Here is a 25240-nt window from a genome sequence, read left to right as displayed (position 1 = left end):
GATGGCCGAAATTGAAAAACCAGGTACGAACGGCGAACAGACGGCGTCAAATTTTATTCATAATATCATAGAAAAGGATCTTGAGAATCAAACCTACGGAAACAGAGTATACACCAGATTTCCTCCGGAACCCAACGGATACCTTCACATCGGGCACGCAAAATCAATCTGTCTCAATTTTAGTACTGCCCAGAAATATAACGGAAAGTGCAATCTGAGATTCGATGATACCAATCCAGTAAAAGAAGACACGGAATATGTGGAGTCCATTGAGGCTGATGTAAAATGGCTGGGCTTCCAGTGGGATAAGCTGCTGTTTGCATCCGACTATTTTGATAAAATGTATGAGTGTGCTGTAGCACTGATTCAAAAGGGCAAGGCATACGTCTGCGACCTTACCGCAGAGGAAATGAAGCAGCACAGAGGAACCCTGACGGAACCGGGAAAAGAAAGCCCATATCGCACCAGATCCGTTCAGGAAAACCTGGAGCTTTTTGAAAGCATGAAACAAGGACAGTTCAAAGACGGAGAAAAGGTTCTCCGTGCGAAAATCGATATGTCCTCCCCTAATATCAATATGAGAGATCCGGTCATTTACCGGATTGCCCATGCAGAGCATCACAACACGGGAGACAAATGGTGTATCTATCCCATGTATGACTATGCCCACCCCATCGAGGATGCCATAGAAGGGATTACGCATTCCATCTGTACCTTGGAGTTTGAAGACCATAGGCCTCTGTACGACTGGGTTCTCAAAGAATTGGAATGGGAACAGCCCCCACAGCAAATCGAGTTTGCAAGACTCAATCTGACAAACATGGTAATGAGCAAGAGATATTTAAAGGCGCTTGTAGACGATGGCAATGTGGATGGCTGGGATGATCCCAGAATGCCTACCATTGCAGGTCTGCGAAGACGAGGCTTTACGCCGGAAGCGATCCGGGATTTTTGCGAGAGAATTGGAGTCTCCAAGGCCAACAGCATGGTGGATATTGCACTGTTGGAACACTGCATCCGAGAAGATCTGAAAGACAAGGTCGAGAGCCGCATGGTGGTTATGAACCCGTTGAAGGTGGTCATCACCAACTATCCCGAAGATGTTACGGAAGAAGTTGATATTGAAAACAGCAAGGAAGATGAAGCGAAAGGCATCAGAAAAGTGCCATTCTCAAGAGAACTCTATGTAGAGCGGGATGATTTTATGGAAATCCCTGAGAAGAAGTATTTTCGTCTCTTCCCTGGAAATGAAGTGCGATTTAAGGGTGCTTACTTTATCACCTGCCAGGATGTGGTCAAGGATGATGACGGCAATGTGACTGAGCTTCGCTGCACCTATGATCCTGAAACAAGAAGCGGCAGCGGCTTTGACGGAAGAAAAGTCAAGGGAACCATTCACTGGGTAGATGCGAAAACTGCGGTTAAAATAAAGATCCGATCCTATGGATATCTGATGATTGAGGATGAAAAGGGAGAAAATATCCTGAATCCGGATTCCTTAAAGGAGTTTGAAGCTTACGGAGAGCCTGCTTTGCTTCATACTGCAGCGGGAACGAGATATCAGTTTTTCCGTCATGGATATTATATCGCCGATGAAGCACTTACCAATGATTCAGACAAGGTCTTTAATCAGATCGTCGATCTGAAAAGCTCTTGGAAGAAATAAATTAGAAAAATATGTTGAAATGTTAAAAGTGCCGCTTAAGCAGTAGCTTTTGTAGATTTCCCGTACAGTAGACGGAAAATCTGCAATGACACTGACTTGCGGCACTTTAGTTGATAGAAGCGATGGCACACGGCAGAGGTACGCAATATAATCGTTACGGTCAGGCTAGTGCCATACAGGAGGAACTATGGATTATTACAAGGAATCGTTGAAACTTCATGAGGAGCATCAGGGGAAACTGTCTGTTGTCAGCAAGGTGCCCCTGAAAAACAAGGATGATCTGAGCATCGCATACACACCGGGTGTGGCGGAGCCTTGCAGGGAAATCAACCGTGATCCGGATTTGGTTTACAAGTATACGACAAAGGGGAATACGGTAGCAGTAATCAGTGACGGTTCTGCAGTATTGGGACTTGGAAACATCGGTGCCAAGGCGGCTATTCCCGTCATGGAAGGAAAGGCTGTTCTGTTTAAGGCCTTTGCTGATATTGATGCCATTCCCATCTGTCTTGAGACACAGGATACAGAAGAGATCATTCAAATCGTGAAAAATATTGCGCCCACATTGGGAGGCATCAATCTGGAGGATATCTCTGCGCCCAGATGCTTTGAGATCGAAAGAAGACTGCAGGCTCTGCTGGATATCCCTGTATTTCATGACGATCAGCATGGAACCGCCATCGTGGTATCCGCCGCTGTAATCAATGCGCTTAAGCTGACAGGAAAAAAATTCAGCGAGCTCAAGGTTGTTATGAACGGAGCAGGAGCGGCGGGCGTTGCCATAGTCAAGATGCTCCAGGCCCTTGGTACGGAGGACATCGTAATTTGCGATACAAAGGGGATCATTGCAAAAACCAGTCCCAAGCTGACTGCCAGCAAGAAAGAGCTGGCAGAACTAACCAATCATGAGAATCTTACAGGTACCTTGGCCGATGCTGTGAAAGGAAGAGACCTCTTTATCGGCGTATCAGCACCGAAGATGTTGACAGTAGAAATGGTCCGATCTATGGCGAACGATCCTATCATTTTTGCCATGGCAAATCCGGAGCCGGAAATCATGCCGGAACTGGCAAGAGAAGGGGGAGCTAGAATTATAGGAACAGGCCGATCCGATTTCCCCAACCAGATCAATAACGTGCTTGCATTTCCTGGGATCTTTAAGGGCGCACTGTCCGTAAGAGCTGAACGGATCACGGAGGAAATGAAGGTGGCTGCAGCATACGCGATCGCAGGAATTATCCCGGACAGCGAGCTTGCAGAAGCGTATATCATACCCAGCGCATTCCATCCCGGGGTAGCGGACGCAGTCGCAAAAGCAGCGGGAGAAGCGTGGACAAATCAGTTTAAATGAAAATAAACAAGCCTTAAGAAAGGAAACGGAAACATGGACGAGAAACAATACCGGATTGAGCATGACTCCATGGGTGAGATCGCAGTAGAGGCTGATAAGCTTTGGGGAGCGCAGACGCAAAGAAGCCTTGAGAATTTCAAAATCGGTACGGAGAAGATGCCGCTTGAAATCATTCGGGCTTTTGCAGTTTTGAAAAAGGCTGCTGCCTTGGTGAATCTCGACCTTGGCATGCTGGATGCTCAGATGGCGGAGGCCATTGCCTCAGCTTGTGATGAGATTTTGGAAGGAAAGTGGGACGATCAGTTTCCCCTTGCTGTATGGCAGACCGGAAGCGGAACGCAAACCAACATGAACGTCAATGAAGTCATCGCCAGCAGAGGAAATCAAATCCTGGGCGAGGAGAAGCTTCATCCCAACGATCATGTGAATAAAGCGCAAAGCTCCAACGATACTTTTCCTACCGCCATGCATATCGCGGCATTGACGGAGATTGAAGCTCGCCTTTTTCCAGCACTCTTCCGTCTGGAAGAGACCTTTCGGGATCTGAGTGAGCGCTATCAGCATATCGTTAAAATCGGAAGAACCCATCTGCAGGATGCGACTCCTCTGACCTTGGGGCAGGAAATCAGCGGCTGGCTCGTGATGCTGGAACAGACGGAAAGCATGATCCGGAACAGTCTGGAATATGTTCGCGATATCGCTTTGGGAGGCACTGCCGTTGGTACAGGACTAAATACTCATCCGGAATTCGGTGAGCGGGTCGCAGAAAAAATCTCAATGCTGACAGCTCTGGAATTCGTTACTGCTCCCAATAAGTTTCATGCACTTACCAGTAAGGATGCGCTGGTACATACTCACGGAGCCCTGAAGGCTTTGGCGGCAAATCTGCTGAAGATCGCAAATGATGTCAGGTGGCTGGCCAGCGGACCTAGGGCTGGGATTGGGGAACTTTTCATTCCTGAGAATGAACCGGGCAGTTCTATTATGCCTGGTAAGGTAAATCCCACCCAGTGTGAGGCGCTGACCATGGTATGTTGTCAGGTGATGGCAAATGATACCGCGGTAAGCTTTGCTGCATCGCAGGGAAATTTTCAGTTAAATGTCTATATGCCGGTACTGATTCACAATATGCTTCAATCTGTCAGACTGCTGTCTGATGGAATGGAATCCTTTGAAAAACACTGTGCGTCAGGCATACAGCCAAACGAGGAAAAGATGAAACGGAATCTGGAGTCTTCTTTGATGCTGGTGACTGCACTGAATCCGCATATCGGGTATGAGAAGGCGGCTGTCATCGCAAAGACCGCGTACAGCCAGGGTCTTACGCTGAAAGAAGCGGCTGTATCCTTGGGTATTCTGACGGAGGAAGAGTTTGATCGTTTTGTTGACCCTGCTAAAATGATCTGAAGCCAATTTAATAAGGTCAATGATCTTGAACAAGGAGGAAGAAATGGAACTGGACAGCAAAGCTTATATAGACGAATACATCGAGAGAGCACGAGAAGCTCAGCATATCTACGAAGCTTTTTCTCAGAAGCAGATTGATGAGATCGTAATGACCATTGGCAAAGTGGTTCACGACAATGCGGAGTTTCTGGCGGAAATGGCGGTAGAAGAAACGGGTATGGGTGTTGTAGACGATAAAATCGCCAAGAACAGAGGGAAATCAAGGACGATCTGGAATAGCCTGAAAGGGAAGCTTTCAAAAGGAATTATAGAGCGGGATGAAGCAACGGGCATCACGAAAATCGCAAAACCCATCGGCGTTGTAGCTGCCATTACTCCCTGCACCAATCCTATTGTCACGCCTATGAGCAATGCCATGTTTGCATTAAAAGGGGGCAATGCGATTATCATTACACCCCACCATATGGCCATCCGCTGCAGCACAAGAACGGTAGAGTTGATCAACGAAGCCATCGGCAAGCTTGGAGCTCCCAAAAACCTGATTCAGATCCTGGATCAGCAGTCCCGGGAGAATACGAAGAACCTGATCTCAAGTGCGGATATCGTCATCGCCACTGGGGGGATGGGGATGGTAAAGGCTGCATACAGCAGCGGAAAGCCGGCGCTGGGCGTTGGTGCCGGCAATGTGCAGTGCATCATAGACCGGGATGCGGATATTGAAACGGCTGTTCCACAAATTATTGCGGGAAGGGTTTTTGACAACGGAATTATTTGTTCCGGAGAGCAATCCATCATCATGCCTAAGGAGCGGTACGATGAGATGCTTATGGCATTCGAACAAAATGGTGCCTGGGTAATCAGGAACGAGGAAGAGAAGGAAGCGATGAGAAATGCGATGTTCACAGAAGGAGCTATGAGCAGACACGCCGTGGGACAGTCTGTTGAAACCATCGCCAAGTTGGCGGGACTGAAAGCACCGGAGGGAACAAGAGTCATTATCGTTGAGGCGGACGGAATCGGGGAAGAGGATATTTTAGCCAAGGAAAAAATGTGTCCGGTTCTTGCAGCTTTTTCCTATGAAGCCTTTGAGGAGGGTGTTGAAATCGCACGTGCCAACCTGGAAGCGGAAGGGAAGGGCCACAGCGTTTCCATTCATTCCAACAACAAGGATCATATTGAATATGCAGGAAAAGAACTCTGCGTCAGCAGGTTTGTGATCAACCAGACTTGTGCTACCAGTGCAGGCGGGAGTTTCTTCAACGGACTTGCCCCAACCAACACGCTTGGATGCGGCTCATGGGGGAACAACAGCATCTCGGAAAATCTGGATTACAAACATCTGATCAATATATCAAGGATCGCTTATTATATGAAGGATAATCACGTGCCTTCCGATGAGGAACTTTGGAGCATCTAGCGAAGCGAGTCGGAGTCCCGAAGCCACTTTTCTCAAATAGAAATACCGCAATGGATTTTGCAAAGCTGCGCAAAATCCTAGGCGGTATTTTTGTTTATAATCATCCTTTTTATCATTTTCAATGGTTTAAGGCAATCATATCGCACAGATTACTGCATTCAGATCCTGATCGAAGTTTTCAAGCTCAATGCGCAAGTCATATGAATCACCTTTTAAAATGGCTTTTTCCAGCTCTGCACTTGATTCCATCAAATCCAACATTCCCAAGGTGCCGCTTAGCCCTTTGATGGAATGAGCAAGCCTCCGGGCTTCGTCATAATTTTTTTCTTCCATGAGAGCAGCAATGTGTTCGGTGCTTTTATTATAATTGACCTTAAACTTCTGAACATGTTTCTCATAGATCGGTTTCATTCCGCCCATGTTTTTGATGGCTTCCTCTCTCCCGGAAAAAGGATCCTGACACCGCTCCGCTTTTTCAACAGGGCCAGCTGCTGCGGCAGGGGCCATTCCTTCAGGAGCCATTGTGCGGCTAATGATCGTTTCTTCGTGTGTCACACCAGCAGAGGTAACCTTACTACCTGAGACGGGAAGTTCCTGGGTTGGGAAATATGGTGCAATTGCGTTATAAAATGCTTCCACTTTGAAGGGCTTAAGGATAAAACATTCAATGGTATCAGCGTGTTCGGAGCGGATTTGCTCGTTGATATCCGAAGCGGTAAGGGCAATGATGGGCGTTTTGACGCCCATTTCCTTTTTCAGGATATTTGCGGAAGTATAGCCGTCCATATTGGGCATGTGGATATCCATTAGAATTAGATGGTAGTAATCACAAGGCTTGTCCTTGCAGCATTGTATTGCCGCGATGCCATCCGATGCGGTATCACAGGTGATGTTTACTTCTCGCAGAAGTCTCACTGCGACCTCTGCATTAATATCTGTATCTTCGACCACCAGAGCTTTTCCGCCGCTTCCATTCAGGGGAATTCTGCTTACGATGCCAGATGCTGTGATAAGTCTTGGATCAAGGCTTTTTTTCGCAGGCAGTGAGAAATAAAACTTGCTGCCCTGACCTTTGGTACTCTTTACCCACATTCTTCCATCCATACTCTCGATGATATTTTTACAGATAAAGAGACCCAGGCCAGTACCTTGATGCTGCTTGGTCAGATGATTTTCAAGCTGTTCGAATTCCCGGAAAAGTTTTGAGATGTCCTTTTCTGCAATCCCGATCCCTGTGTCTTCAATGCAGAACTGCAGCAGAACCGTATCGTCGTTCTCAGAGAGGGTCTCTACCGAAAGCTTGATATATCCACGGTCAGTAAATTTACTGGCGTTGTTGATCAGGTTGACCAGTACCTGCACGAACCTAGTCTTGTCCAAATGAAGGCAGAGACTTGGATTGAAATTGTATTCTGTCCACCAGCGAATTCCGCGGCTGGTCAGCTGACTTGAAAACATGTCCTCTACATTTTTTATGGCACATTCCAATGAGAAGTCCGATGGGTAAAGGCTGAGCGAATTATTTTTAATTTTCGATAAGTCCAGAACATCGCTGATTATGGTCAGAAGAATGTCTGAAGAGGTTTCAATTTTACGCAGCAGCTCTTTCTGATTTTGTGAAAGGCGGGTGCTTTTTAGGAAGTGTACCATTCCGAGAATGGCATTGATGGGGGTCTTGATCTCATGTGAAATATTTGCGATAAAGGAATCCTTAGCCTGGGAATAGAAATTAATCTCCTTGAGCTGTTTTCGCAATTGCAGCTGCAAATCCTCTGTCTTGGTATTATCCCTTATAATATGAATATACTTACTGTTACCCCGTTCGTCTTCTATGGTGAAATAGTTGTAAAATACACTCTTCTTTTTATTCCCTATATAAAGATCCGCCTGACCTTCTCCACTGGGCTCGGACATGGTGCGTTCTTCAATAATTTCTGAAATTTGTTGATCAAAAGTTTCTCTTGGTGTCTTTCCGATTGGGTTCATTGCAGAAATGCCCATGATTTCCTTATAGCCGGTAGTTACATAATCAAAGCGATAATCTTTATCCAGGATAGCAATTCCACCTTCGAAGTTTTCTACAATCGTGTTATAAAGCTTGCGGAAATATGAATTAAAGGCATTCTCTCGGAGAATCAAATAGAATGTTACAGTAGCAAAACCAAGCAGGATAAGAGAGACGCCTACAAGAGAATACTCTGCAATTCGCTGGCGGAGTATAATATGGTCTGCGTTGCGATTCAACCTATCGATGTACTCATTTGTGAGCTCACTCATTAAGGCAGACTGGTTCGTTACTTCGTTATCATACTCAGGGTTTGTCAGCATAAGATTGTTGCGGTTGTTGACGGCTGTTGTGATTCGATCTAGAACCATATGATAGCTCTTTAAAAATTGTAGATAAAGCCTTTGCTCTTCCTTGGTGAATTGTATATACTCTGCCTGTGAAGAAATTGTGAAGTCCGCATTCAATAAGGCCTTTTTTAAGCTGGCGCTGATTTGATTTTCTGTGTAAATGCGGTATTCCAAAGAGATGTTGTCGTTTTCAAAATAACTATTGCGGAGATTGTATACCTCAGACTTATATTTCTCGTCATTGGTATCCAGATATTGAAGAGCGTTGGCATAGAGCTTTTCCAAAAGGCTGGCGTATTTTAGGTTTAAACTTAAAAGGTTGTTTTTCTGTGATTCTATTGTCAGGATCTGGTCACGATAGGCAAAGACGGACATGGTATTCATAATCAGAATGATCACAAGACTGATAATCATAACAGCCATAAAACTTAAATTCACTTTTTTCATATGGATGTCTCCTTTTTGCTGACAAAAGAAGTGAAAGCTGTATTTCTTGTCAAAATAGCTCTGAAAACACAAGGCTGGCTTCAATTTGTATACATTGTGAGTACTATTTTACAACTTGAAAAATAAAATGTAAATTCCAAAACCATAATTTCAATTTGGAAAGAGAGAGATATTATCGACAAAATCTGATAAAATAGAGGCAAAGAATTTGGTTCGATCGGGGAGATCCGCAGCGCGGATGTGAAATAAGGGAAAGGGTATACTGGATGGAGACAATTCTTATCATCTTTAAAGTCATAATAACGGTCGGGGGAGGAGCTTGTGCAGGTACACTAACCATATATGTTTTCAACCGAATCCCGGCAAAATGGCTCTGTGACTATAATGAGGAGCCCAGTCGTGAAATGTGGGGTGTGCGGATCTCGACACGGCCTTGGGGTGCGGTGTTTGTTCTTGTCTTTGCAGCAGCAGCTCTAAAGCTGACTGAAATCAGCCTTCTTTATTCTATTCCCGGGCTGGCGGCAATCTGGCTGTTGACCCAGATCGGAATTGCTGATTGGAAATATATGATTATTCCGGATCAGTTTGTGGTTGCTTTAGCTGTTACTGCCTTTGGATTTATTCCGTTTCAGAATTCTTTTTGGTCGCAGCTGCTTGGTGCGCTTGCGGGCGGTGGAAGCATGCTGCTTATCGGCGCTTTAGGCAATTTTATCTTTCGGAAAGAGACCTTGGGCTTTGGTGACGTAAAGCTCATGTCGGCGGTGGGCTTAGTCTGCGGCTTGCAGGGTACTGCCATCGTCTTTATTCTCGCCATCTTCTCTAGCGCTCTTGTCTTTGCTGCGGGATTGATTTCCGGTAAGCTGAAGGGCAGCGATCAGCGTCCGCTGGGTCCGTTCATCGCCATTGGAGCTTCTGCTTATCTATTGTTTTCTCAAGAGCTGGAGGTTTTCGCAGCTCTATTCTAAATGAGCTCCGGCAAGGCATCTTCTGTAAATGTATAGGATTTTTCATTGATCAGAAGACTGATATAGTGTACCATTTCATCGATGGAAATCGGTGTGTCATTTTCAAGCCACCAAATGGAAGCTGAGATCAATGCACCGGAGTAAAATTGTGCAATTACAGGATTAGGGATTTTATGATATACTCCAAGCTTTTCGTTTTCTTGAAGTTTCGTTTGGATCAAGTTATTGACAGAGAGGTTGAGCATGGGAAGCACTGAGTTATTTCCTGCTCGGAGGATGCCAGTGAGAAAAAGCTCCTTGTTATCCGCCATATATTCTAATGACTTTCTAATCAATCCCATATAATACTCTTTCATGGTTTCTGCGGAGTAAAGATGGGTTCCGTCTCCTTCAAAGGTGCGAATCAGTTCTTGAACACAGAAGTCCAAGAGATGATACTTGTCTTCGAAGTGTTTATAGAACGTGGTGCGGTGCACCATCGCTCTCTCACAGATGTCTGTGACAAAAATCTCTTCAAATGACCGTTCCAGAAGCAGGGAGAGTAAGGCCTGAGAAAGAAGCTTGTACGTCCTTCTAACTCTGAGGTCTCCTTTATTTTTTGTTTCATAAGAACCCATTTTCAACTTCCTTTCCAGAGTGGTTTTCTCTGCAATATTTTTAATCTACATTTTGCACCGTTTGTATAATTAAACAACACGAGGCAATACTTTGTGTCTTGTATTTGTCATACTGTTAGTATAGATTATATCTACACGGTTGTAAAGATAATCGTCACATGTAGATTGCGAAAATATAAATTCTAACGAGAAAGGTGGCATATAGAAAATGAAAAGAGAAATTTGTTTCACACTGATTATGGTTTTGCTGATGGGAACAGCATGCGTATATGGAGGAGAGGCCTCTCCTGGGTCGGCTGAAATACAAACAACCGGTGCTTCTGTTACAGATACCTCTGGGGCAGCCGCCACGGGACCTGCCATTACGGGACCTGCCATTACGGAAGAAGATGCTGCCGCCTCTGCTTCGGTCATTTCGGCGAAGCCCATTCCGCTTTCCATGAAAGAAGCGGTTAAGATCATGCAGACGACGGGAGCAAGGGCGCAGACTGCAGAATTGAATAAAAAGTCAGACATTGCCCTGGCTGAGGGCTACAGTGAGGCGGTAACAAAAATCGGAAAGGTTTTGGACGGTCTGGATTTACTTGATAAATACAAGGATTTGGGCTATGTGAGCCCTGCCACGGTAATGGAAAAAAGCGTGGAGGCACAAGAAAACGGAGCAACGACAGTAAATAAAAAGGTCATGCGGCTGCGAAGGGATTTTGCCAAGGGACAGATTGACAGCAACTACAAGGCAGAAATGAATCAGATCGAGTATGAGACCCTTAAGGTATATTATGGAGTGCTGCTGGCAGCAGATAATCTGAAGACAGAGGAGGACAATCTGAAGACGCAGCAGGATATTCTAAAAAATACGAAAGCACAGTACGAGGCTGGTATGCTGGCCAAAAAAGATGTACTCTCTGCTGAGTCAGGAGTGACTTCTGCAAAAAGCAGCATGCAGTCTGCACAGACAAAATTAGAATATGCCAGGATGAGTTTTAATTATCTTCTGGGGTATTCCGCGACGCAGGCGGTGAATTTCACAGATAAGCTGGAGGTAGTTTCTGCTGCCGCTATCGATACAGAGGCGGCCGTGTCCAGTGCTCTGAACAGGAGAAATGAAATCAAGGGCACAGACTTTGCGGTGCAGGTGCATAAGATATTGTTGGAAGATTTGACGTCCTACCCAAGAAGTTCCTCTACCTATATGAAACAACAAATCGCACTGCTCTCGGCAGAGAAGACGAAGAAGGATGCTCCGGTACTCATTGAGATTGAGGTTCGAAATAAAGCTGCAGAGCTGGAGGATAAGACCTCGGCCTTAAAGGCTGCGCGCGCGATGCAGGACTACGCCCAGGAAGGATACCGGCTCATCAATATCTCCTACCAGGCAGGGATGACAACACTTGCGGAGCTTCAGCAGGCTCAGCTTAATGTATATAAGGCGGGGCTGGCCGTGTCAAAAGCGATATCGGACTACGATCTTGCAGTTTACGACTTTCACTATGCAGCAGATGTAGGAACAGGGCGGCTGCCCCTTTAAAATAAAATCCTATCAGTAATAAGTAAATAAGAAGGAAGAGATTAATATGAACTTTGCATTGAAAAATAAAAACATTATGATTATTATCGCTGTAGTGATTATCCTCTGCATTGCTTTCGCTTTTGCGGGGCCAAATGCATCCGGAAAAGAAGAGCTGGTAATTCAGGGTAATCTGAAAACCCAAGAGATTGATATTAATTCAAAAATACCCGGGGTAGTGGATCAGGTCCTTGTAACGGAAGGCCAAGCGGTTAAGAAAGGAGATACGCTGATTGTTATCTCCAGCGAGAGCATCGAAGCAAAAAAGCAGCAGGCGGAAGCGGCTACCGCCGCGGCTCAGGCCCAGTACAACAAGGCCTTGAACGGAGCGAGGAGCCAGGAAGTCGCACAGGCCAAAGCCGCTTATGATCTGGCGGAAAAGACCTACAACAGAATCAAGTCGCTTTATGAGCAGGAGGCAGTGTCTGCCAATACGTATGATCAGGTTTATGCCCAGTACACCGCAGCAAAAGAGGTTTACGATATGGCATCTTCCGGTGCCAGAGCAGAAGATAAGGCAGCCGCCGAAGCGTTGGTAGCCCAGGCGAAGGCGGCGACTGCCGAGGTACAGAGCTACCTGGATGATGCAACCATAAAAGCGTCCATGGATGGTACCGTTACCGCTTTGAACGTGAACGAAGGCGAACTTGTCAGCAGCGGCATGCCGCTTGCAACCCTGACCAGCAAGGAAAAGCCCTATGTTGAAATTAATGTAAAAGAGACGGATTTGGGAAAGGTTCAGACCGGAGCAGAAGTTGATGTTACGATTGCAGCTTATCCAAATGAAGTTTTCAAGGGGAAAATTACAAACGTTAGTCAGAAGCCTGACTTTGCAACGAAGCGGGCAACAAACAATAACGGAGATTTCGATATCCTCTCTTATGGGGTAAAGATTGAACTGCTTCAATTGGATAAAGAGGTTTATCCCGGAATGACAGCTATGGTTAATCTCGGAATGACAGACGGAGAATAACTATGAAACGGCAGTTCTTTCAAATTTTTAAGGCGCTTTATCTATATAAAAAGCGCCATCCGAAAAGAGTGATGACCTTTTTGGTCTTCATTGTGGTACCTCTTGTAACCGGATTGATCCTGGGATACGAAATGAGCAGCGATGTGGCAACCGCAATTCCCACCGTCGTAGTGAATCACGATCAATCTGAGTTCAGCAGAAACCTCGTTGCATATGTGGACGAGAGCAACTATTTTAACGTGGTAGAGGAAGCAGATAACGATGCTCGAGTGGAGGAAGCGCTCTATAACAGACAGGCGTATGTGGGGCTCATTATTCCTGAGAACTTCTACAGTGATATGCGTGAGGGAAAGGCACCCAAAATCCTGACGGTATATGATGGCTCCTCACTGGCTGTTATTTCGTCATCCAAATCGGCTATGTCAGAGATTTTGCTGACACTAAAAGCCGGCTATATGATTAAGAACTATGAAGGTAAATTGGACATTGCACCGGCAGAAGTTAGAAATCATGCGATACCAATTGATGCTACATACCGTCTTTTGTATAATCCAACAAGAAATTTTAGAAATTTTATACTTCCGGGCATGCTTGCGGCATTGATTCAAGTTGGAATAGCATGTATGGGTGCTGAACGTGCCAGCGAGAACAGGGGGAAAGGCCTTGCTTTCACGGAACACTTAAAAATGATTCTGAAATGGGGCAGCCTGGGCGCGGTATCTATTTCGCTGACCTTAATTGAGCAGTATCTACTGTTTGATATGCCCTATAAAGGAACCCTTCTGGGAGGGATCGTGCTGACGGTGCTTTTCTCCTGCGTAATTTTTGCGCTGGGGTATCTGGTGGGTTCCATCCTGTCAGACCGAATGTTTGCAAGCCAGGTTGCGGCGGTCCTCGTGCTTCCTGCTTCCATTTTAGGGGGCTATACCTGGCCGGCGCTGGCTATGCCAACCTTTTTTCAGTGGTTGGCAAAGATCATCCCGTTTTACTATTACGGTAATCGGATCAGGGATCTTTGCCTGAAGGACCTGGCATTTCGCCATTTGATTCCCGACATTCGTATCATGCTGATTTTTATAGCAGTGGAGCTGGTATTGCTCTATTTCATTAAGAAAAAGGAGGTTTTGGCATGAAAAAGCTGATAGAATTAATCCTAAAGTACAAACCTCCTATTGTTTTAATTTTGATTCCCATTGCGTTCACGCTATTGTTTGGCGCGGCGATGAGCCCCATCTTCACCGATGAAATCCCCATTGCGATTATGGATCTTGATCAATCTGATCAGTCCCGGGAGATCATAGAGGAGTTTGAGGGCTGTTCCATCTTTAAAATAACAGAATATGCAGATTCAACAGAACAGATCAAAGAGGATATTCTGTCTGGAAAAATCAAAGGGGGATTGGTTCTTCCTCAAGGGTTTCAGGCTGATATAAACGGAAGAAAGGGTGCAAAAGCCCTGATGCTGATGGATGGAACCAATTTCCTTGTGGGAAATAATTTAATGCTCTATTCTAATAAGATCATCTCGGCGAAGAATTATGAGCTGCAGGCATTGGATCTGGCTTCGGGCGGAATTCTGCCGGGAACCTCGGATCAAATGCTAAATACGCTTGCAACGGCTGAACGGGTTCTCTACAATCCGCAGCTGGGCTATTTGTACTATCTCTACCCCGGATTGCTGGCGGTGTTTGTCCAGCAGACCTACCTGAATGTGGTTGCGCCGATCCTGCTCAAGGAGAAGGATCGTCTGAAGCGACTTCCTTTAAACAAGATCGACAGAAAGATAAGGCCCAAGGAGATGGCGCCGCTGATTGTTCAGTATGCAATGATGACCTTTGTATGCTCCCTTGCGTGCATGCTCATCGTTCATTGGTTCTTTCACTATCCTCTCGAGGGAAGTCTCCTTTTGACTTTGCTGGTACAGGTACTCTTTCTGGCAGGACTGACGGGTGTTGCATTCGTGCTGGCGGCAATTTTTGACGACGCCACTCACTGCACGCAGTTTGTAATGTTTCTGGCGATTCCTTCCATCCTATCCTGCGGATATGGCTGGCCGGAATTTATGATGGCACCGGGTTTTGCTCCCGTTATGAAGGCTGTGTGGCCGCTTTACTATTATGCAAACCCCTTGAAAGAGCTGATGCTGAAAGGCGCAAGTTTTGATGCCATTGAGCCATTTGTCATAGGCGGATTCCTCTTTGCGCTGTTTTGGATGCCTGTTGGAATGTGGATTTACCGTCAAAAAATACGAACGATGAAGCAGATTGAAGAAGAAGTACGCAGCCTTGCAGAGGGGGTGCGATAACATAGAGAGAGGATAGCCGTAGTAAGGCTATCCTCTCTCTATGTTGTTGTATGAGTTTAATGGAGTAGTAGTATTCAAAATCAATTGAGAATCGAATGCGGGATTGCCTCCCATCTCACGGAGGCCGCTGAATTTTTTTTTAATTATTATAAGAACTATTCTATAATATTATAGTCACTATTGTAACAATAAGTTTAGAATATTTCAACAATAATTTATTTAATTTTCTAAATATTAAAAATAATTAAATAAAAGCCAGATGGCATGTATGGGCTTCAATCATAAAGTGATTCCCTATCAATGGGTTGAATGGATAAATAAATTTGACGCAGGCTATTGATTGATAGTATAATATTTTGATACTTTATTGATGATTTATAATAGGGATACGCTATTAATCCTTGTTGTATTTCATGGCAGATGCTGCGGAAGGAAAAGAGAATGATTACAAGCAAACAGAGAAGCTTTTTAAGAAGTATGGCTCACGATTTGGAGCCATCAGTATATATCGGTAAGGCAGGCTTGACAGAAAATATTGTCAAGGAGATGAATGTTGGACTAGAACACAGGGAATTGGTTAAAGTGAAGCTCCAGGAAGGCTGCGATCTTACACCGAAGGAAACTGCAAACGAACTTGCGCAAAGCCTCAAAGCAGAATTTGTACAAGCAATCGGAAGAAAATTTACATTATACAGACAATCAAAGGATCATAAAAAAATTGAATTGCCAAGGTAGATCGTCTTGGTAACAGCTGAGATAAAAATCTGGATAGAGGATAATGATGCAGATACAGAAAAAGAAAAAAAGGACACGGATGATGCTCTTGTTCGTGCTGCTGCTTGGACTTTTGGCATTGACTCCGTTCTGCATCAGCGCTTATGTTGCAGGCACCGCCGGGCAGTATCTTATCGATGAGGAAGCTTCTGCGGATCTGAATGCAGATTGCATTTTGGTTCTTGGAGCAGGATTAAGGCCGGATGGATCTCCAAATCTCATGCTGCGGGATCGTCTGGATAAAGGACTTGCGCTCTATTTTGCAGGAGCTGCACCCAAGCTTCTTTTGACCGGTGACAATGGTCAGGAGCAGTACGATGAAGTGAACGCAATGAAACAGTATGTGTTGGATGCCGGTGTGCCTGCAGAGGATATCTTCCTCGACCATGCAGGCTTTTCTACCTATGAATCCATGTATCGTGCCAGAGATGTTTTTGAAGTAAAAAGAGCGATTGTTGTGACACAGAAATACCACCAGTACAGAGCAGTCTATGCGGCAAGAAAGCTTGGCATTGAGGCTTACGGGGTTTCCGCTGTGAAAATCGCATATGCAGGGCAGGACTACCGGGAGCTCCGAGAGGTTTTGGCCAGAACAAAAGATTTCTTCAAGTTGATGGTCAAGCCAGAGCCAACCTATCTGGGAGAGGCGATTCCTATCAGTGGCAGCGGTCTCTTAAGTCATGACTGAGAAGTTCTTTGTATGACGCCGCTAGTGTGCTGTCCGGCTGCTATCTTGGGTAATGGCTGGCCTAATCTCCATCTGCGGTGATCTGGGATGCAGTCAAAGGGTGTAATAGGATGAAAAATATTCTGCTGACAATTTCATATGATGGAACGGAATTTTGCGGATGGCAGAGACAGCCGGAGCAGAGGAGTGTTCAGGGCGAGGTGGAGCGCGCACTCAGTCAGGTTTGCGGTCAGCCGATTCAAATCAACGGAACCAGCAGAACCGACGCCGGTGTACATGCGTATGGGCAAAGGGCAAGTTTTGCGGCAGATTTTCGGATTCCGGTGGAAAAAATTCCAGTGGCAGCCAATGGTCTTCTTGCAGCAAGCGGGAAAGACAGAGGCAGAAATCACGGCGGCGATGTAGTCATTCTTAAGGCACAGGAGATGCCGGAGGATTTCCATGCAAGGTTTTCGGCTAAAGGGAAAAAATATACGTATCGAATCACAAACAGCGAAAAAGCGGAGCCCTTTCTCAGGAACTACCGTTATCACATTTATAAACCAATGAATATAGAAGCCATGAAACAGGCGGCTTCTTTCGTAGCAGGAATGCATGACTTTAAATGCTTTCAGGCTGCAGGCGGAAAAGTAATGGAATCTACCGTGCGGACCGTATATGGAATCCGCGTATCAGAAGTAGGCGATGATATACGGCTTGAAATCATCGGAGATGGATTTCTTTATAATATGGTACGAATCATTGCGGGTACGCTGGCAGACGTTGGCTTAGGCAGAAAACAGCCAGAGGAAATGAAGGCGATTATCGCAGGAAAAGACCGGCGGAAGGCAGGACATACGGCACCGCCGCAGGGCTTGTACCTATCTGAAGTATTTTTTGAAAAAGACCGTTTGCTAGAAGCCGCGGCAGCAATTGAACCCCAGGAGGACTGATATATGAAAATTAAAGAATTATTTGATGCGAAAAAAACAGTGATTTCTCTTGAAATATTCCCCCCAAAGCTCACATCGCCAGTCGAAACAGTGTTTAAAACTTTGGATGAGCTGAAGGATATCAACCCTGATTTTATCAGTGTAACCTACGGTGCAGGGGGAAAAGCGAAAGACAGAACGGTAGAAATCGCTTCTAAGATAAAAAATGATTATCACATTGAAAGTCTCGCGCATCTGACCTGTATTTCTGCTACAAAAGAGCAGATCAACGGAATTCTCCATGAACTTCGGAGCAACGGCATCGAGAATGTTCTTGCAATGCGGGGAGATCTTCCAGAAGATCCGGATTTTGAATTTCCCGATCCACTGCACTATGAACATGCTTCTGACCTGATTCGTCAGGTGAAAGCCGAAGGGGACTTCTGCATCGGAGCCGCCTGTTATCCCGAGGGTCATGTGGACTGTGAAAACAAAGTTCAGGATGTGAAATACTTGAGAGACAAGGTTTCTATGGGGGCCGACTTTCTGATTTCCCAGCTGTTTTTTGACAATGAGCTTTTTTATCGTTTTATGGAAGAAATCGATTTGGCAGGAATAGATGTTCCTGTATCTGCGGGTATTCTGCCGGTACTGAATAAGAGCCAGATTGAACGAATCACCAAGCTGGCAGGTTGTCAGCTGCCTCCGAAGTTCGTCAGGATTCTAGATCGGTATGAGGATAATCCGGCGGCATTGAAGGAAGCCGGTGAAGCCTATGCCATCGAGCAGATTATTGATCTGATGGCATGGGGTGTCAGAGGGATCCACCTTTATACCATGAATAAGCCGGATACCGCGCAGAGAATCATCGGAAATATTGAAAATATCAGAAGACTGCAGGGCTAACGATCCCATCGATTGCTGCTGTACAATGAACCGGATCAGCAGCAACCGATCAGAACGATAGTAATCAATCAGAACGATAGCAAACAATCGGGGACAACGAATGTTAAGAGAGGTGAAAGAGAAGTTTATGAAGAAAATAAAGGATTTACTCGGAAAAAAGATCATCGTGTGTGATGGTGCAATGGGAACGATGCTGCAGCATCATGGGCTGAAGGCCGGGGAATTGCCTGAGCTTCTCAATTTTACCCATCCCGATACAATCAAAGAAATTCATAAGGCATATTATCTGGCAGGAAGTGACTTTGTCACAACCAATACCTTCGGCTGCAATCATCCGAAATTCGAGGGAACAGGCTATACAGTAGCGCAGATTATTGAGCAGGCTGTCATGCTTGCCAAGGAAGCGGCAAAAGAGGTTATGGAACAAACGGCAGAGGCAGGCGCCACCACAGGTGATACGCAAGCTTCCCGTGTATTTTCAGCGGAGAAATATGTGGCACTGGATCTTGGTCCCATTGGAAAACTGATGGAGCCTGTCGGAGAACTGACCTTTGATGAAGCGTATGATATTTACAAGGAGCAGGTTGAAGCCGGAGAGAAAGCCGGTGCGGATCTGATCATCATAGAAACGCAGACGGATATTTACGAGACAAAGGCCGCAGTGCTTGCGGCAAAAGAGAACAGCAGCCTTCCGGTATTTTGTTCCCTAACCTTCCAGGAGGATGGAAGAATGCTTATGGGGACAGATCCTCAGACTGCGGTCAATATCCTTCAGGATATGGGAATCGACGCCATTGGCGTAAATTGTTCTCTTGGGCCAAAGCAGATTATCCCAATCGTTAAGGAGATTCTGAAGTATTCCAAGCTTCCGGTCCTGGTGCAGCCTAATGCAGGGCTTCCTGTAATCGTTGATGGAGCAACTACCTTTGAAGTGGATATTCCGGAATACCTGGATGCCATGGAGGAAATGCTTCAAGCAGGAATTGCGGTTGCCGGCGGCTGCTGCGGAACCAATCCGGAGTACATTGGCGCGCTTGCGAAGAAAATTGCAGGGAACCCTTACCCTGCGCTTCTTGCCGAGGCAGAGGAAGAAAGAAAAGCCAAGGCGGTCACTGCTGTCAGTTCTTCTACCAAAACAGTGGTACTTGACCACCGGATCAGAATCATCGGAGAAAGAATCAATCCCACAGGAAAGAAGCTTCTGAAAGAAGCACTGAAAGCAGGAGATTTAAGCTACATTGAAAAGGAAGCAATCGATCAGGTAAAGGCTGGTGCTGAAATTCTCGATATTAATGTAGGTTTGCCTGAAATCGATGAGCATGAAATGATGCTTGCCGCGGTAAAAAGGGTCTCTTCCGCAGTGAAGGTTCCCCTGCAGATTGACAGCGCAAACCCGGCAGTACTGGAAGCGGCTGTGCGGTACTATAATGGAAAGCCCATCATCAACTCCGTCAATGGAAAAGCAGAAAATATGGAAGAAATCTTCCCGATTGTCAAGAAATATGGAGCCTGTGTCATCGCGCTTACCCTGGATGAAAAGGGTCTTCCAAAAGATACGGAAGAGAGGCTTGCCATTGCAGAGCGCATTATTAAAACCGCGGAACGCTACGGCATCGGAAGAGAACGGATTCTGGTTGATTGCCTGACGCTGACCGTTTCTGCCCAGCAAAACGCCGGAAGGGATACTCTGGAAGCAATCCGCAGGGTTAAAAAAGAATTCGGTGTTAGGACAACCCTCGGTGCCAGCAATGTTTCCTTCGGACTGCCGGAGAGAAAGCTGCTGAACAGGACCTTCCTTGCCATGGCCTTGGAAGCCGGCCTTGATGCGCCGATAACAGATCCGCTGGTGCCTGAGTATATCGATACCATCCATGCCTTTGAAGCACTGAGCTGCAAGGATATCGAATCAAAAGATTATATCAGACTTTACGGAGGACAGCCGGATTCCCAGAAGGCAGCGGAGAAGAAAGCTGCAGCAGTTCAGGGAGCAGAGCAGGCTTTCACGCTGGAAGAAATTATTATCGAAGGCTATGATGAGCGTGCTGCTGCGGCGACCGAAGCACTGCTGAAAACAATGAAGCCTCTTGAAATCGTGGAACAAAAGATCATACCGGCCCTTGAGATTGTCGGAAAGGATTACGAAAGCGGAGCCAGCTTTCTGCCTCAGCTGATCAAATCAGCTGATACGGTGAAATCAGCCTTCACAGTGCTGAAAGAAGCAATGAAGGCAAGCGGAGGCATGACTTCCTATGGCAAAATGATTCTTGCTACGGTTCAGGGAGACATTCATGATATTGGAAAAAATATTGTAAAAGTTTTACTCGAGAATTATGGATACGAGGTTGTAGATCTGGGAAAAGATGTGCCGATAGAAAAAGTTGTGGAAACAGCAAAATCTATGGATATTAAGATGGTAGGTCTTTCTGCTCTGATGACCACCACCGTTGTGAATATGGAAAAAACAATTCAGGCGCTGAAGGAAGCCGGTCTTGACTGCGTAACCGCTGTTGGAGGCGCTGTACTGACAGAGGACTACGCGAAAAAAATAGGTGCAGATTTTTACTGTAAAGATGCGATGGATACCGTGAGAGCGGCGAATCTTATTTTTAAGAAATAGAAATCATGGAGGATCAGGGGAACCTGCCGCAGAGAAGCTGCGTCTAATTGCTTAGGGAAGCGCTGATTCATTCAGGCGTCTTTAGCAGGCCTGGTCAGCCAATGCTGTATGAAAAGGAGAAAAAGGGTATGGAACGACCTAGTTGGGATCAATACTTTATGGAAATGGCTGAAGTGACTCAAAAACGCTCCACATGCATGCGAAGGCAGGTTGGAGCGGTAATTGTCAAGGATAAGAGAATTATGGCGACAGGGTACAACGGAGCGCCCATTGGTATTAAACATTGTGAGGAACGGGGTGGCTGCCTTCGGCAAAAGCTGAATGTGCCGTCGGGGCAGAGGCACGAGCTGTGCATGGCGCTGCATGCGGAACAGAATGCAATTATCCAGGCTGCGCACTTGGGACAGAGCATCGCTGGTGGAACGATCTACTGCACTCATCAGCCTTGTGTGATCTGTGCCAAGATGATCATTAATGCAGGACTTGTGCGGATCGTGGTTAAGGAGGGCTATCCTGACCAACTTTCCTTGGAGATTTTAAAAGAAGCAGGGCTTACAATCGAAATGATTGACGAGCTGCAGTAAAATAAAAGTAAACACCATAAATAAGGAAAAAATACACAACTTGAATGTGTTCAAGTGATACATATTCGTGAAAGGATTATGACAGAAATCCCTCCAATTTTTAGGGATTTCTTTGCAGGGAAGAGAATATGATTCAATATGTACTGACTTTTATCGTTGCAATGGCTTTTGCACTGGTATTTACGCCGATAGCCATAAAAATTGCACCAAAGATCGGAGCAATCGATATCCCAAAAGACAACAGGAGAATGCACACGAAAGCGATGCCGCGGTTTGGGGGAATGGCATTATACATCGGAACCGTTGCTTCTATTCTGATCTTCCTGCCCTACAGCACCAGACTTATGGGTGTTATTGCAGGAGGCACACTGATGTTCATCGTAGGAATTATTGATGACCTGAAGGGGATGCCGGCAAAGATCAAGCTTGGCTTTCAGATCCTCTGCGCGGTCATCCTATTCCAATTTAGTGTAAGGATCGATTTTATCAGCAATCCCTTCGGAGAGGGGTACTATTACTTTCCATGGTTTGTCAGTCTGCTGATAACAGTGGTCTGGGTTGTGGGGATTACCAATACCATCAATTTGATTGACGGTCTTGACGGTCTTGCTGCTGGTGTATCCTTCATTGCATCCATCTCCATCGCTTACGCAGCGTTTATCCATGATCCTTCCGAAGTGGAAGTTTGCTTGGCTTTGCTGGCCATTGCCGGCAGTGCCGCAGGGTTTCTTCCCTATAACTTTAATCCGGCGAAGATTTTCATGGGAGATGGCGGTTCGCTTTTTCTGGGCTTCATGCTTGCCGGACTATCGGTAATGAGCCCTATGAAAAGTACCACCATGGTCGCCACGGTGGTGCCAGTTCTGGTTTTGGGACTTCCAATCTTTGACACGGCATTTGCGATTTTAAGGCGGCTGATTAACAAAAGGCCGATTATGGAGGCGGATAAAGGTCATCTTCACCATAGAATTATGGCAGTGGGATTGGGGCAGCGAAGAACGGTGCTCACCCTTTATGGCATTAGCGGGATTATGGGCGGCGCGGCGATTTTGATGAGCCGGGATCTGTTCATAGAATCAGGACTTCTGGTAGTGATCGCTGCCACCTTCATCTATGTATTCCTGACGGACCCCAGCAGCTCAGGGCTGAATATCAAGGCGGTCAATACGGAAGTAATCGAAAAGAAGCAAAATAAGAAAAAGGAGTCATAGTATGAAGGTACTAACTGTATTCGGCACCAGACCGGAAGCGATCAAGATGGCGCCCCTTATTAAGAAAATGAAAGAAGAACCGGGAATTGAGGCAGTGTTATGTGTTACAGCCCAGCATCGACAGATGCTGGATCAGGTTTTAGAACTCTTTGACCTTGTTCCGGATTACGATCTAAATATTATGAAACAGAACCAGACCATCAGCCAGATTACATCAAATGTCATCATGGGATTGGAAGAGGTGTTTCAGAAAGAAAAACCGGATATTGTTTTGGTTCATGGTGACACCACCACGACCTTTGCAACGGCTCTGGCAGCATTTTATCAGCAGGTTAAGGTCGGACACGTAGAAGCAGGTCTTAGAACCTACGATAAATATTCTCCTTATCCGGAGGAGATGAACCGGGTTCTGACGGGGCATATCGCTGACCTGCATTTTGCGCCCACGGAACGAAACCGGCAAAATCTGCTGCGGGAAGCGATTTCTGATTCAGACATCTTTATCACAGGGAATACTGTGATCGATGCGCTGCTTGAGGTTGCCGGAAAACCGTATGATTTTGAAGATGAAACCCTGCGAAACATCGACTTTGAAAATCGCAGAGTCATTACAGTAACCTGTCATCGCCGGGAAAATCTCGGTGAAAATATGGAACAAATTTTCGGTGCAATCAGAGACCTTGCCAATGAATTTGAGGACACTGAAATTATTTATCCCATGCATATGAACCCAAAAGTGCGGGACACAGCAAATAGAATCCTTGGAAATACCGGAAGAATTCATTTGATCGAGCCGCTGCAATACCAGCCATTTGTTAATCTGATGGCAAAATCCTATCTGATCATAACCGATTCAGGCGGGATGCAGGAAGAGGCTCCTTCATTAGGAAAACCTGTTTTGGTTGTCCGTAGGGAAACGGAGCGACCAGAGGCAGTAGAAGCAGGCACTGTGAAGCTTGCCGGTGTATCCAAAGAGACCATATATGGGATGGCTAAAGAGCTTTTGTCCGAGCAGAGTGCCTATGAAAAGATGGCACACGCCGTAAATCCTTACGGAGACGGGCATGCCTGTGAAAGGATCATTAAAATACTGGTGGAGTATGGAGAACAACAAACCAATCACAATTGAAAATAAATCACTTTACAAGACCTTGATTCGGGTCGCGCTGCCTATTGCATTACAAAGCCTTATCGCATCTTCACTAAGCCTTGTTGACAATCTGATGGTTGGGAGCCTGGGTGAAGTAGAACTCGCTGCGGTGGGGCTTTCTTCACAGTTTTTTTTCGTTCATTGGGGGGTCATGTTTGGCTTTGTCAGTGGGTCAGCCGCTTTTATGGCTCAGTATTGGGGAAGGCAGGATCTAAAAAGCATGAGGCGTGTTACCGGCTTCGCTGTAGTCCTATGTTTTGGCATCAGTATGCTGTTCTTCATCCCCGCAATGTTCTTTCCTCATTATGTTCTGCGAATTTTCACTGATATCCCGGAAGCCGTCGAACTGGGACAGCATTATCTGAGAACTGCTGCCATCTGCTTTCTGACCTTAAGTGTAACGATTCCCTTTACCGCTGTCCTTCGTACTACCCAGCAGACCGCACTGCCTATGAAAATCAGTATGGTGGTTTTTTCTACCAACACGTTCCTGAACTATCTTTTTATCTTTGGAAGCTTTGGCGCTCCAAAGCTCGGTGTGACAGGCGCAGCACTGGCGACGGCGCTTTCCAGAGTACTGGAATTGATCCTTGTCTTGTATGTGGTTTTTGGCAAGAAAAATCTGGTGGCGGGAAGATTAAACGAGTTTTTTGGATGGCATCGCCCGATGGTGGCTAAAATAATGGTGACAGCAGTACCTGTAATGATCAACGAGGCAATGTGGAGTCTGGGCATGGCGGCTTACAACGCTGCTTACGGACGAATGGGTATAACAGAATTTGCAGCAATTCAAGCAAGTAATACCCTGAACACACTTTTTATACTTGCAATTTTCAGCTTGGGAGACGCTTTATTGATTCTTGTGGGGCAGCGAATCGGGATGGGGCAGATGGATTATGCTTATGCTCTTGCAAAACGTCTTCTGAGGATTGGGATTCTCGTTGGAATTGCATCCGGTACATTACTGATCCTGTCGTCACAGCTGATTGTACGCTTGTTTAATTTTACGCCCCAAGGGCAGATGTATGCGTTCTTGATTATCTCTGTCTATGGTCTATTCATGCCTGTGAAGATTTACAGTGGTTTAAATATTGTAGGAACGATGCGCTGTGGCGGTGATACCAGATTTGCGATGTTTATAGAGGTAGGATCCGTTTGGCTCATTGGAGTTCCGCTGGTGTTTCTGGGGGCGCTCTATCTGCATCTTCCGATTTATTTCGTAGTTCTGATGGCGCAGACAGAAGAGGTCATCAAGGTGATTATCTGCCATAAACGCTTCAGATCCAAGAAATGGCTTAACAATCTGGTGCATGATATTTAATGGTAGAG

General features: G+C 45.8%; 20 protein-coding genes. 18 read left to right on the top strand and 2 right to left on the bottom strand.

From position 1 onward, the window contains the following. The first annotated feature begins 1 nt into the window (after position 1). From FRZ06_15150 to FRZ06_15135, 4 genes are all read left to right on the top strand, one after another. Complete coding sequence (locus tag FRZ06_15150; protein ID QOX64583.1) at positions 2-1666, top strand: glutamine--tRNA ligase/YqeY domain fusion protein; 1665 nt, start codon at positions 2-4, stop codon at positions 1664-1666. A 187-nt stretch (positions 1667-1853) separates the two neighbouring features. Continuing rightward, positions 1854-3017, top strand: coding sequence for an NAD-dependent malic enzyme (locus tag FRZ06_15145; GenBank protein QOX64582.1), 1164 nt, complete (start codon positions 1854-1856; stop codon positions 3015-3017). Between the two features lie 33 nt (positions 3018-3050). Next, entirely contained in the window at positions 3051-4424 is a 1374-nt protein-coding gene (fumC, locus tag FRZ06_15140; protein ID QOX64581.1) for a class II fumarate hydratase, read from the top strand. A gap of 43 nt (positions 4425-4467) precedes the next feature. Beyond that, complete coding sequence (locus FRZ06_15135; GenBank protein ID QOX64580.1) at positions 4468-5841, top strand: aldehyde dehydrogenase family protein; 1374 nt, start codon at positions 4468-4470, stop codon at positions 5839-5841. 135 nt (positions 5842-5976) lie between these two features. Here the strand turns inward: FRZ06_15135 and FRZ06_15130 are convergent, their stop codons facing one another. Next, positions 5977-8643 (bottom strand): response regulator, encoded by a 2667-nt coding sequence (locus FRZ06_15130; protein QOX64579.1) that lies wholly within the window; start codon positions 8641-8643, stop codon positions 5977-5979. A 266-nt stretch (positions 8644-8909) separates the two neighbouring features. Here FRZ06_15130 and FRZ06_15125 point away from each other — a divergent pair, with 266 nt between their 5' ends. Then, positions 8910-9608, top strand: a complete 699-nt coding sequence (locus FRZ06_15125) for a prepilin peptidase (protein QOX64578.1) — start codon at positions 8910-8912, stop codon at positions 9606-9608. On the opposite strand, the gene FRZ06_15120 is transcribed toward FRZ06_15125, so the two are convergent. Next, positions 9605-10225 (bottom strand): TetR family transcriptional regulator, encoded by a 621-nt coding sequence (locus tag FRZ06_15120; protein ID QOX64577.1) that lies wholly within the window; start codon positions 10223-10225, stop codon positions 9605-9607. The genes FRZ06_15125 and FRZ06_15120 overlap by 4 nt on opposite strands. A 208-nt stretch (positions 10226-10433) precedes the next feature. Here FRZ06_15120 and FRZ06_15115 point away from each other — a divergent pair, with 208 nt between their 5' ends. The 13 genes from FRZ06_15115 (at position 10434) to FRZ06_15055 (ending at position 25232) form a co-directional block, all read left to right on the top strand. Further along, positions 10434-11753 carry a TolC family protein gene (locus FRZ06_15115; GenBank protein ID QOX64576.1) on the top strand — a complete coding sequence of 440 codons (1320 nt, stop codon included), beginning with the start codon at positions 10434-10436 and terminating at the stop codon, positions 11751-11753. A 46-nt stretch (positions 11754-11799) separates the two neighbouring features. Continuing rightward, entirely contained in the window at positions 11800-12765 is a 966-nt protein-coding gene (locus FRZ06_15110) for an HlyD family efflux transporter periplasmic adaptor subunit (protein ID QOX64575.1), read from the top strand. 2 nt (positions 12766-12767) lie between these two features. Next, positions 12768-13898 carry an ABC transporter permease gene (locus tag FRZ06_15105; GenBank protein QOX64574.1) on the top strand — a complete coding sequence of 377 codons (1131 nt, stop codon included), beginning with the start codon at positions 12768-12770 and terminating at the stop codon, positions 13896-13898. Then, the gene (locus FRZ06_15100) at positions 13895-15070 is read left to right on the top strand and encodes an ABC transporter permease (protein QOX64573.1); all 1176 of its coding nucleotides are present in this window, start codon (positions 13895-13897) and stop codon (positions 15068-15070) included. The genes FRZ06_15105 and FRZ06_15100 overlap by 4 nt, the downstream gene beginning before the upstream one ends. A 441-nt stretch (positions 15071-15511) precedes the next feature. Next, positions 15512-15805: a ribosome assembly RNA-binding protein YhbY gene (yhbY, locus tag FRZ06_15095; protein ID QOX64572.1), complete on the top strand. Its 294-nt coding sequence runs from the start codon at positions 15512-15514 to the stop codon at positions 15803-15805. A gap of 79 nt (positions 15806-15884) precedes the next feature. After that, positions 15885-16532 (top strand): SanA protein, encoded by a 648-nt coding sequence (locus FRZ06_15090; GenBank protein QOX65961.1) that lies wholly within the window; start codon positions 15885-15887, stop codon positions 16530-16532. Positions 16533-16642: 110 nt separating this feature from the next. Beyond that, positions 16643-17464, top strand: a complete 822-nt coding sequence (gene truA, locus FRZ06_15085) for a tRNA pseudouridine(38-40) synthase TruA (protein ID QOX64571.1) — start codon at positions 16643-16645, stop codon at positions 17462-17464. Between the two features lie 3 nt (positions 17465-17467). Next, positions 17468-18349 (top strand): methylenetetrahydrofolate reductase [NAD(P)H], encoded by an 882-nt coding sequence (gene metF, locus FRZ06_15080; protein QOX64570.1) that lies wholly within the window; start codon positions 17468-17470, stop codon positions 18347-18349. Between the two features lie 127 nt (positions 18350-18476). Then, the gene (locus FRZ06_15075) at positions 18477-20966 is read left to right on the top strand and encodes a homocysteine methyltransferase (GenBank protein ID QOX64569.1); all 2490 of its coding nucleotides are present in this window, start codon (positions 18477-18479) and stop codon (positions 20964-20966) included. 128 nt (positions 20967-21094) lie between these two features. Then, the gene (locus FRZ06_15070) at positions 21095-21550 is read left to right on the top strand and encodes a cytidine deaminase (GenBank protein QOX64568.1); all 456 of its coding nucleotides are present in this window, start codon (positions 21095-21097) and stop codon (positions 21548-21550) included. A 128-nt stretch (positions 21551-21678) separates the two neighbouring features. After that, on the top strand, positions 21679-22761 hold the full coding sequence (locus FRZ06_15065; protein QOX64567.1) for an undecaprenyl/decaprenyl-phosphate alpha-N-acetylglucosaminyl 1-phosphate transferase: 1083 nt from the start codon (positions 21679-21681) through the stop codon (positions 22759-22761). Position 22762: 1 nt separating this feature from the next. Next, a complete protein-coding gene (locus FRZ06_15060) occupies positions 22763-23890 on the top strand; it encodes a UDP-N-acetylglucosamine 2-epimerase (non-hydrolyzing) (GenBank protein QOX64566.1) in 1128 nt (375 codons plus the stop codon). Continuing rightward, positions 23826-25232, top strand: coding sequence for an MATE family efflux transporter (locus FRZ06_15055; GenBank protein ID QOX64565.1), 1407 nt, complete (start codon positions 23826-23828; stop codon positions 25230-25232). The genes FRZ06_15060 and FRZ06_15055 overlap by 65 nt, the downstream gene beginning before the upstream one ends. The last annotated feature ends 8 nt before the right edge of the window (positions 25233-25240 follow it).

The organism is Clostridiales bacterium, assembly GCA_015243575.1.
Lineage (GTDB): Bacteria > Bacillota > Clostridia > Peptostreptococcales > Anaerovoracaceae > Anoxybacterium > Anoxybacterium hadale.
The sequence above is the reverse complement of the archived record's forward strand: the minus strand, read 5'-3'. Positions and strand labels throughout refer to the sequence as shown.

What these genes read in the sequence shown, in the direction of transcription:
- FRZ06_15150 (QOX64583.1), top strand. Translation starts at nt 2, where the DNA reads ATGGCCGAAATTGAAAAACCAGGTACGAACGGCGAACAGACGGCGTCA.
- FRZ06_15145 (QOX64582.1), top strand. Translation starts at nt 1,854, where the DNA reads ATGGATTATTACAAGGAATCGTTGAAACTTCATGAGGAGCATCAGGGG.
- fumC (QOX64581.1), top strand. Translation starts at nt 3,051, where the DNA reads ATGGACGAGAAACAATACCGGATTGAGCATGACTCCATGGGTGAGATC.
- FRZ06_15135 (QOX64580.1), top strand. Translation starts at nt 4,468, where the DNA reads ATGGAACTGGACAGCAAAGCTTATATAGACGAATACATCGAGAGAGCA.
- FRZ06_15130 (QOX64579.1), bottom strand. Translation starts at nt 8,643, where the DNA reads ATGAAAAAAGTGAATTTAAGTTTTATGGCTGTTATGATTATCAGTCTT.
- FRZ06_15125 (QOX64578.1), top strand. Translation starts at nt 8,910, where the DNA reads ATGGAGACAATTCTTATCATCTTTAAAGTCATAATAACGGTCGGGGGA.
- FRZ06_15120 (QOX64577.1), bottom strand. Translation starts at nt 10,225, where the DNA reads ATGGGTTCTTATGAAACAAAAAATAAAGGAGACCTCAGAGTTAGAAGG.
- FRZ06_15115 (QOX64576.1), top strand. Translation starts at nt 10,434, where the DNA reads ATGAAAAGAGAAATTTGTTTCACACTGATTATGGTTTTGCTGATGGGA.
- FRZ06_15110 (QOX64575.1), top strand. Translation starts at nt 11,800, where the DNA reads ATGAACTTTGCATTGAAAAATAAAAACATTATGATTATTATCGCTGTA.
- FRZ06_15105 (QOX64574.1), top strand. Translation starts at nt 12,768, where the DNA reads ATGAAACGGCAGTTCTTTCAAATTTTTAAGGCGCTTTATCTATATAAA.
- FRZ06_15100 (QOX64573.1), top strand. Translation starts at nt 13,895, where the DNA reads ATGAAAAAGCTGATAGAATTAATCCTAAAGTACAAACCTCCTATTGTT.
- yhbY (QOX64572.1), top strand. Translation starts at nt 15,512, where the DNA reads ATGATTACAAGCAAACAGAGAAGCTTTTTAAGAAGTATGGCTCACGAT.
- FRZ06_15090 (QOX65961.1), top strand. Translation starts at nt 15,885, where the DNA reads ATGATGCTCTTGTTCGTGCTGCTGCTTGGACTTTTGGCATTGACTCCG.
- truA (QOX64571.1), top strand. Translation starts at nt 16,643, where the DNA reads ATGAAAAATATTCTGCTGACAATTTCATATGATGGAACGGAATTTTGC.
- metF (QOX64570.1), top strand. Translation starts at nt 17,468, where the DNA reads ATGAAAATTAAAGAATTATTTGATGCGAAAAAAACAGTGATTTCTCTT.
- FRZ06_15075 (QOX64569.1), top strand. Translation starts at nt 18,477, where the DNA reads ATGAAGAAAATAAAGGATTTACTCGGAAAAAAGATCATCGTGTGTGAT.
- FRZ06_15070 (QOX64568.1), top strand. Translation starts at nt 21,095, where the DNA reads ATGGAACGACCTAGTTGGGATCAATACTTTATGGAAATGGCTGAAGTG.
- FRZ06_15065 (QOX64567.1), top strand. Translation starts at nt 21,679, where the DNA reads ATGATTCAATATGTACTGACTTTTATCGTTGCAATGGCTTTTGCACTG.
- FRZ06_15060 (QOX64566.1), top strand. Translation starts at nt 22,763, where the DNA reads ATGAAGGTACTAACTGTATTCGGCACCAGACCGGAAGCGATCAAGATG.
- FRZ06_15055 (QOX64565.1), top strand. Translation starts at nt 23,826, where the DNA reads ATGCCTGTGAAAGGATCATTAAAATACTGGTGGAGTATGGAGAACAAC.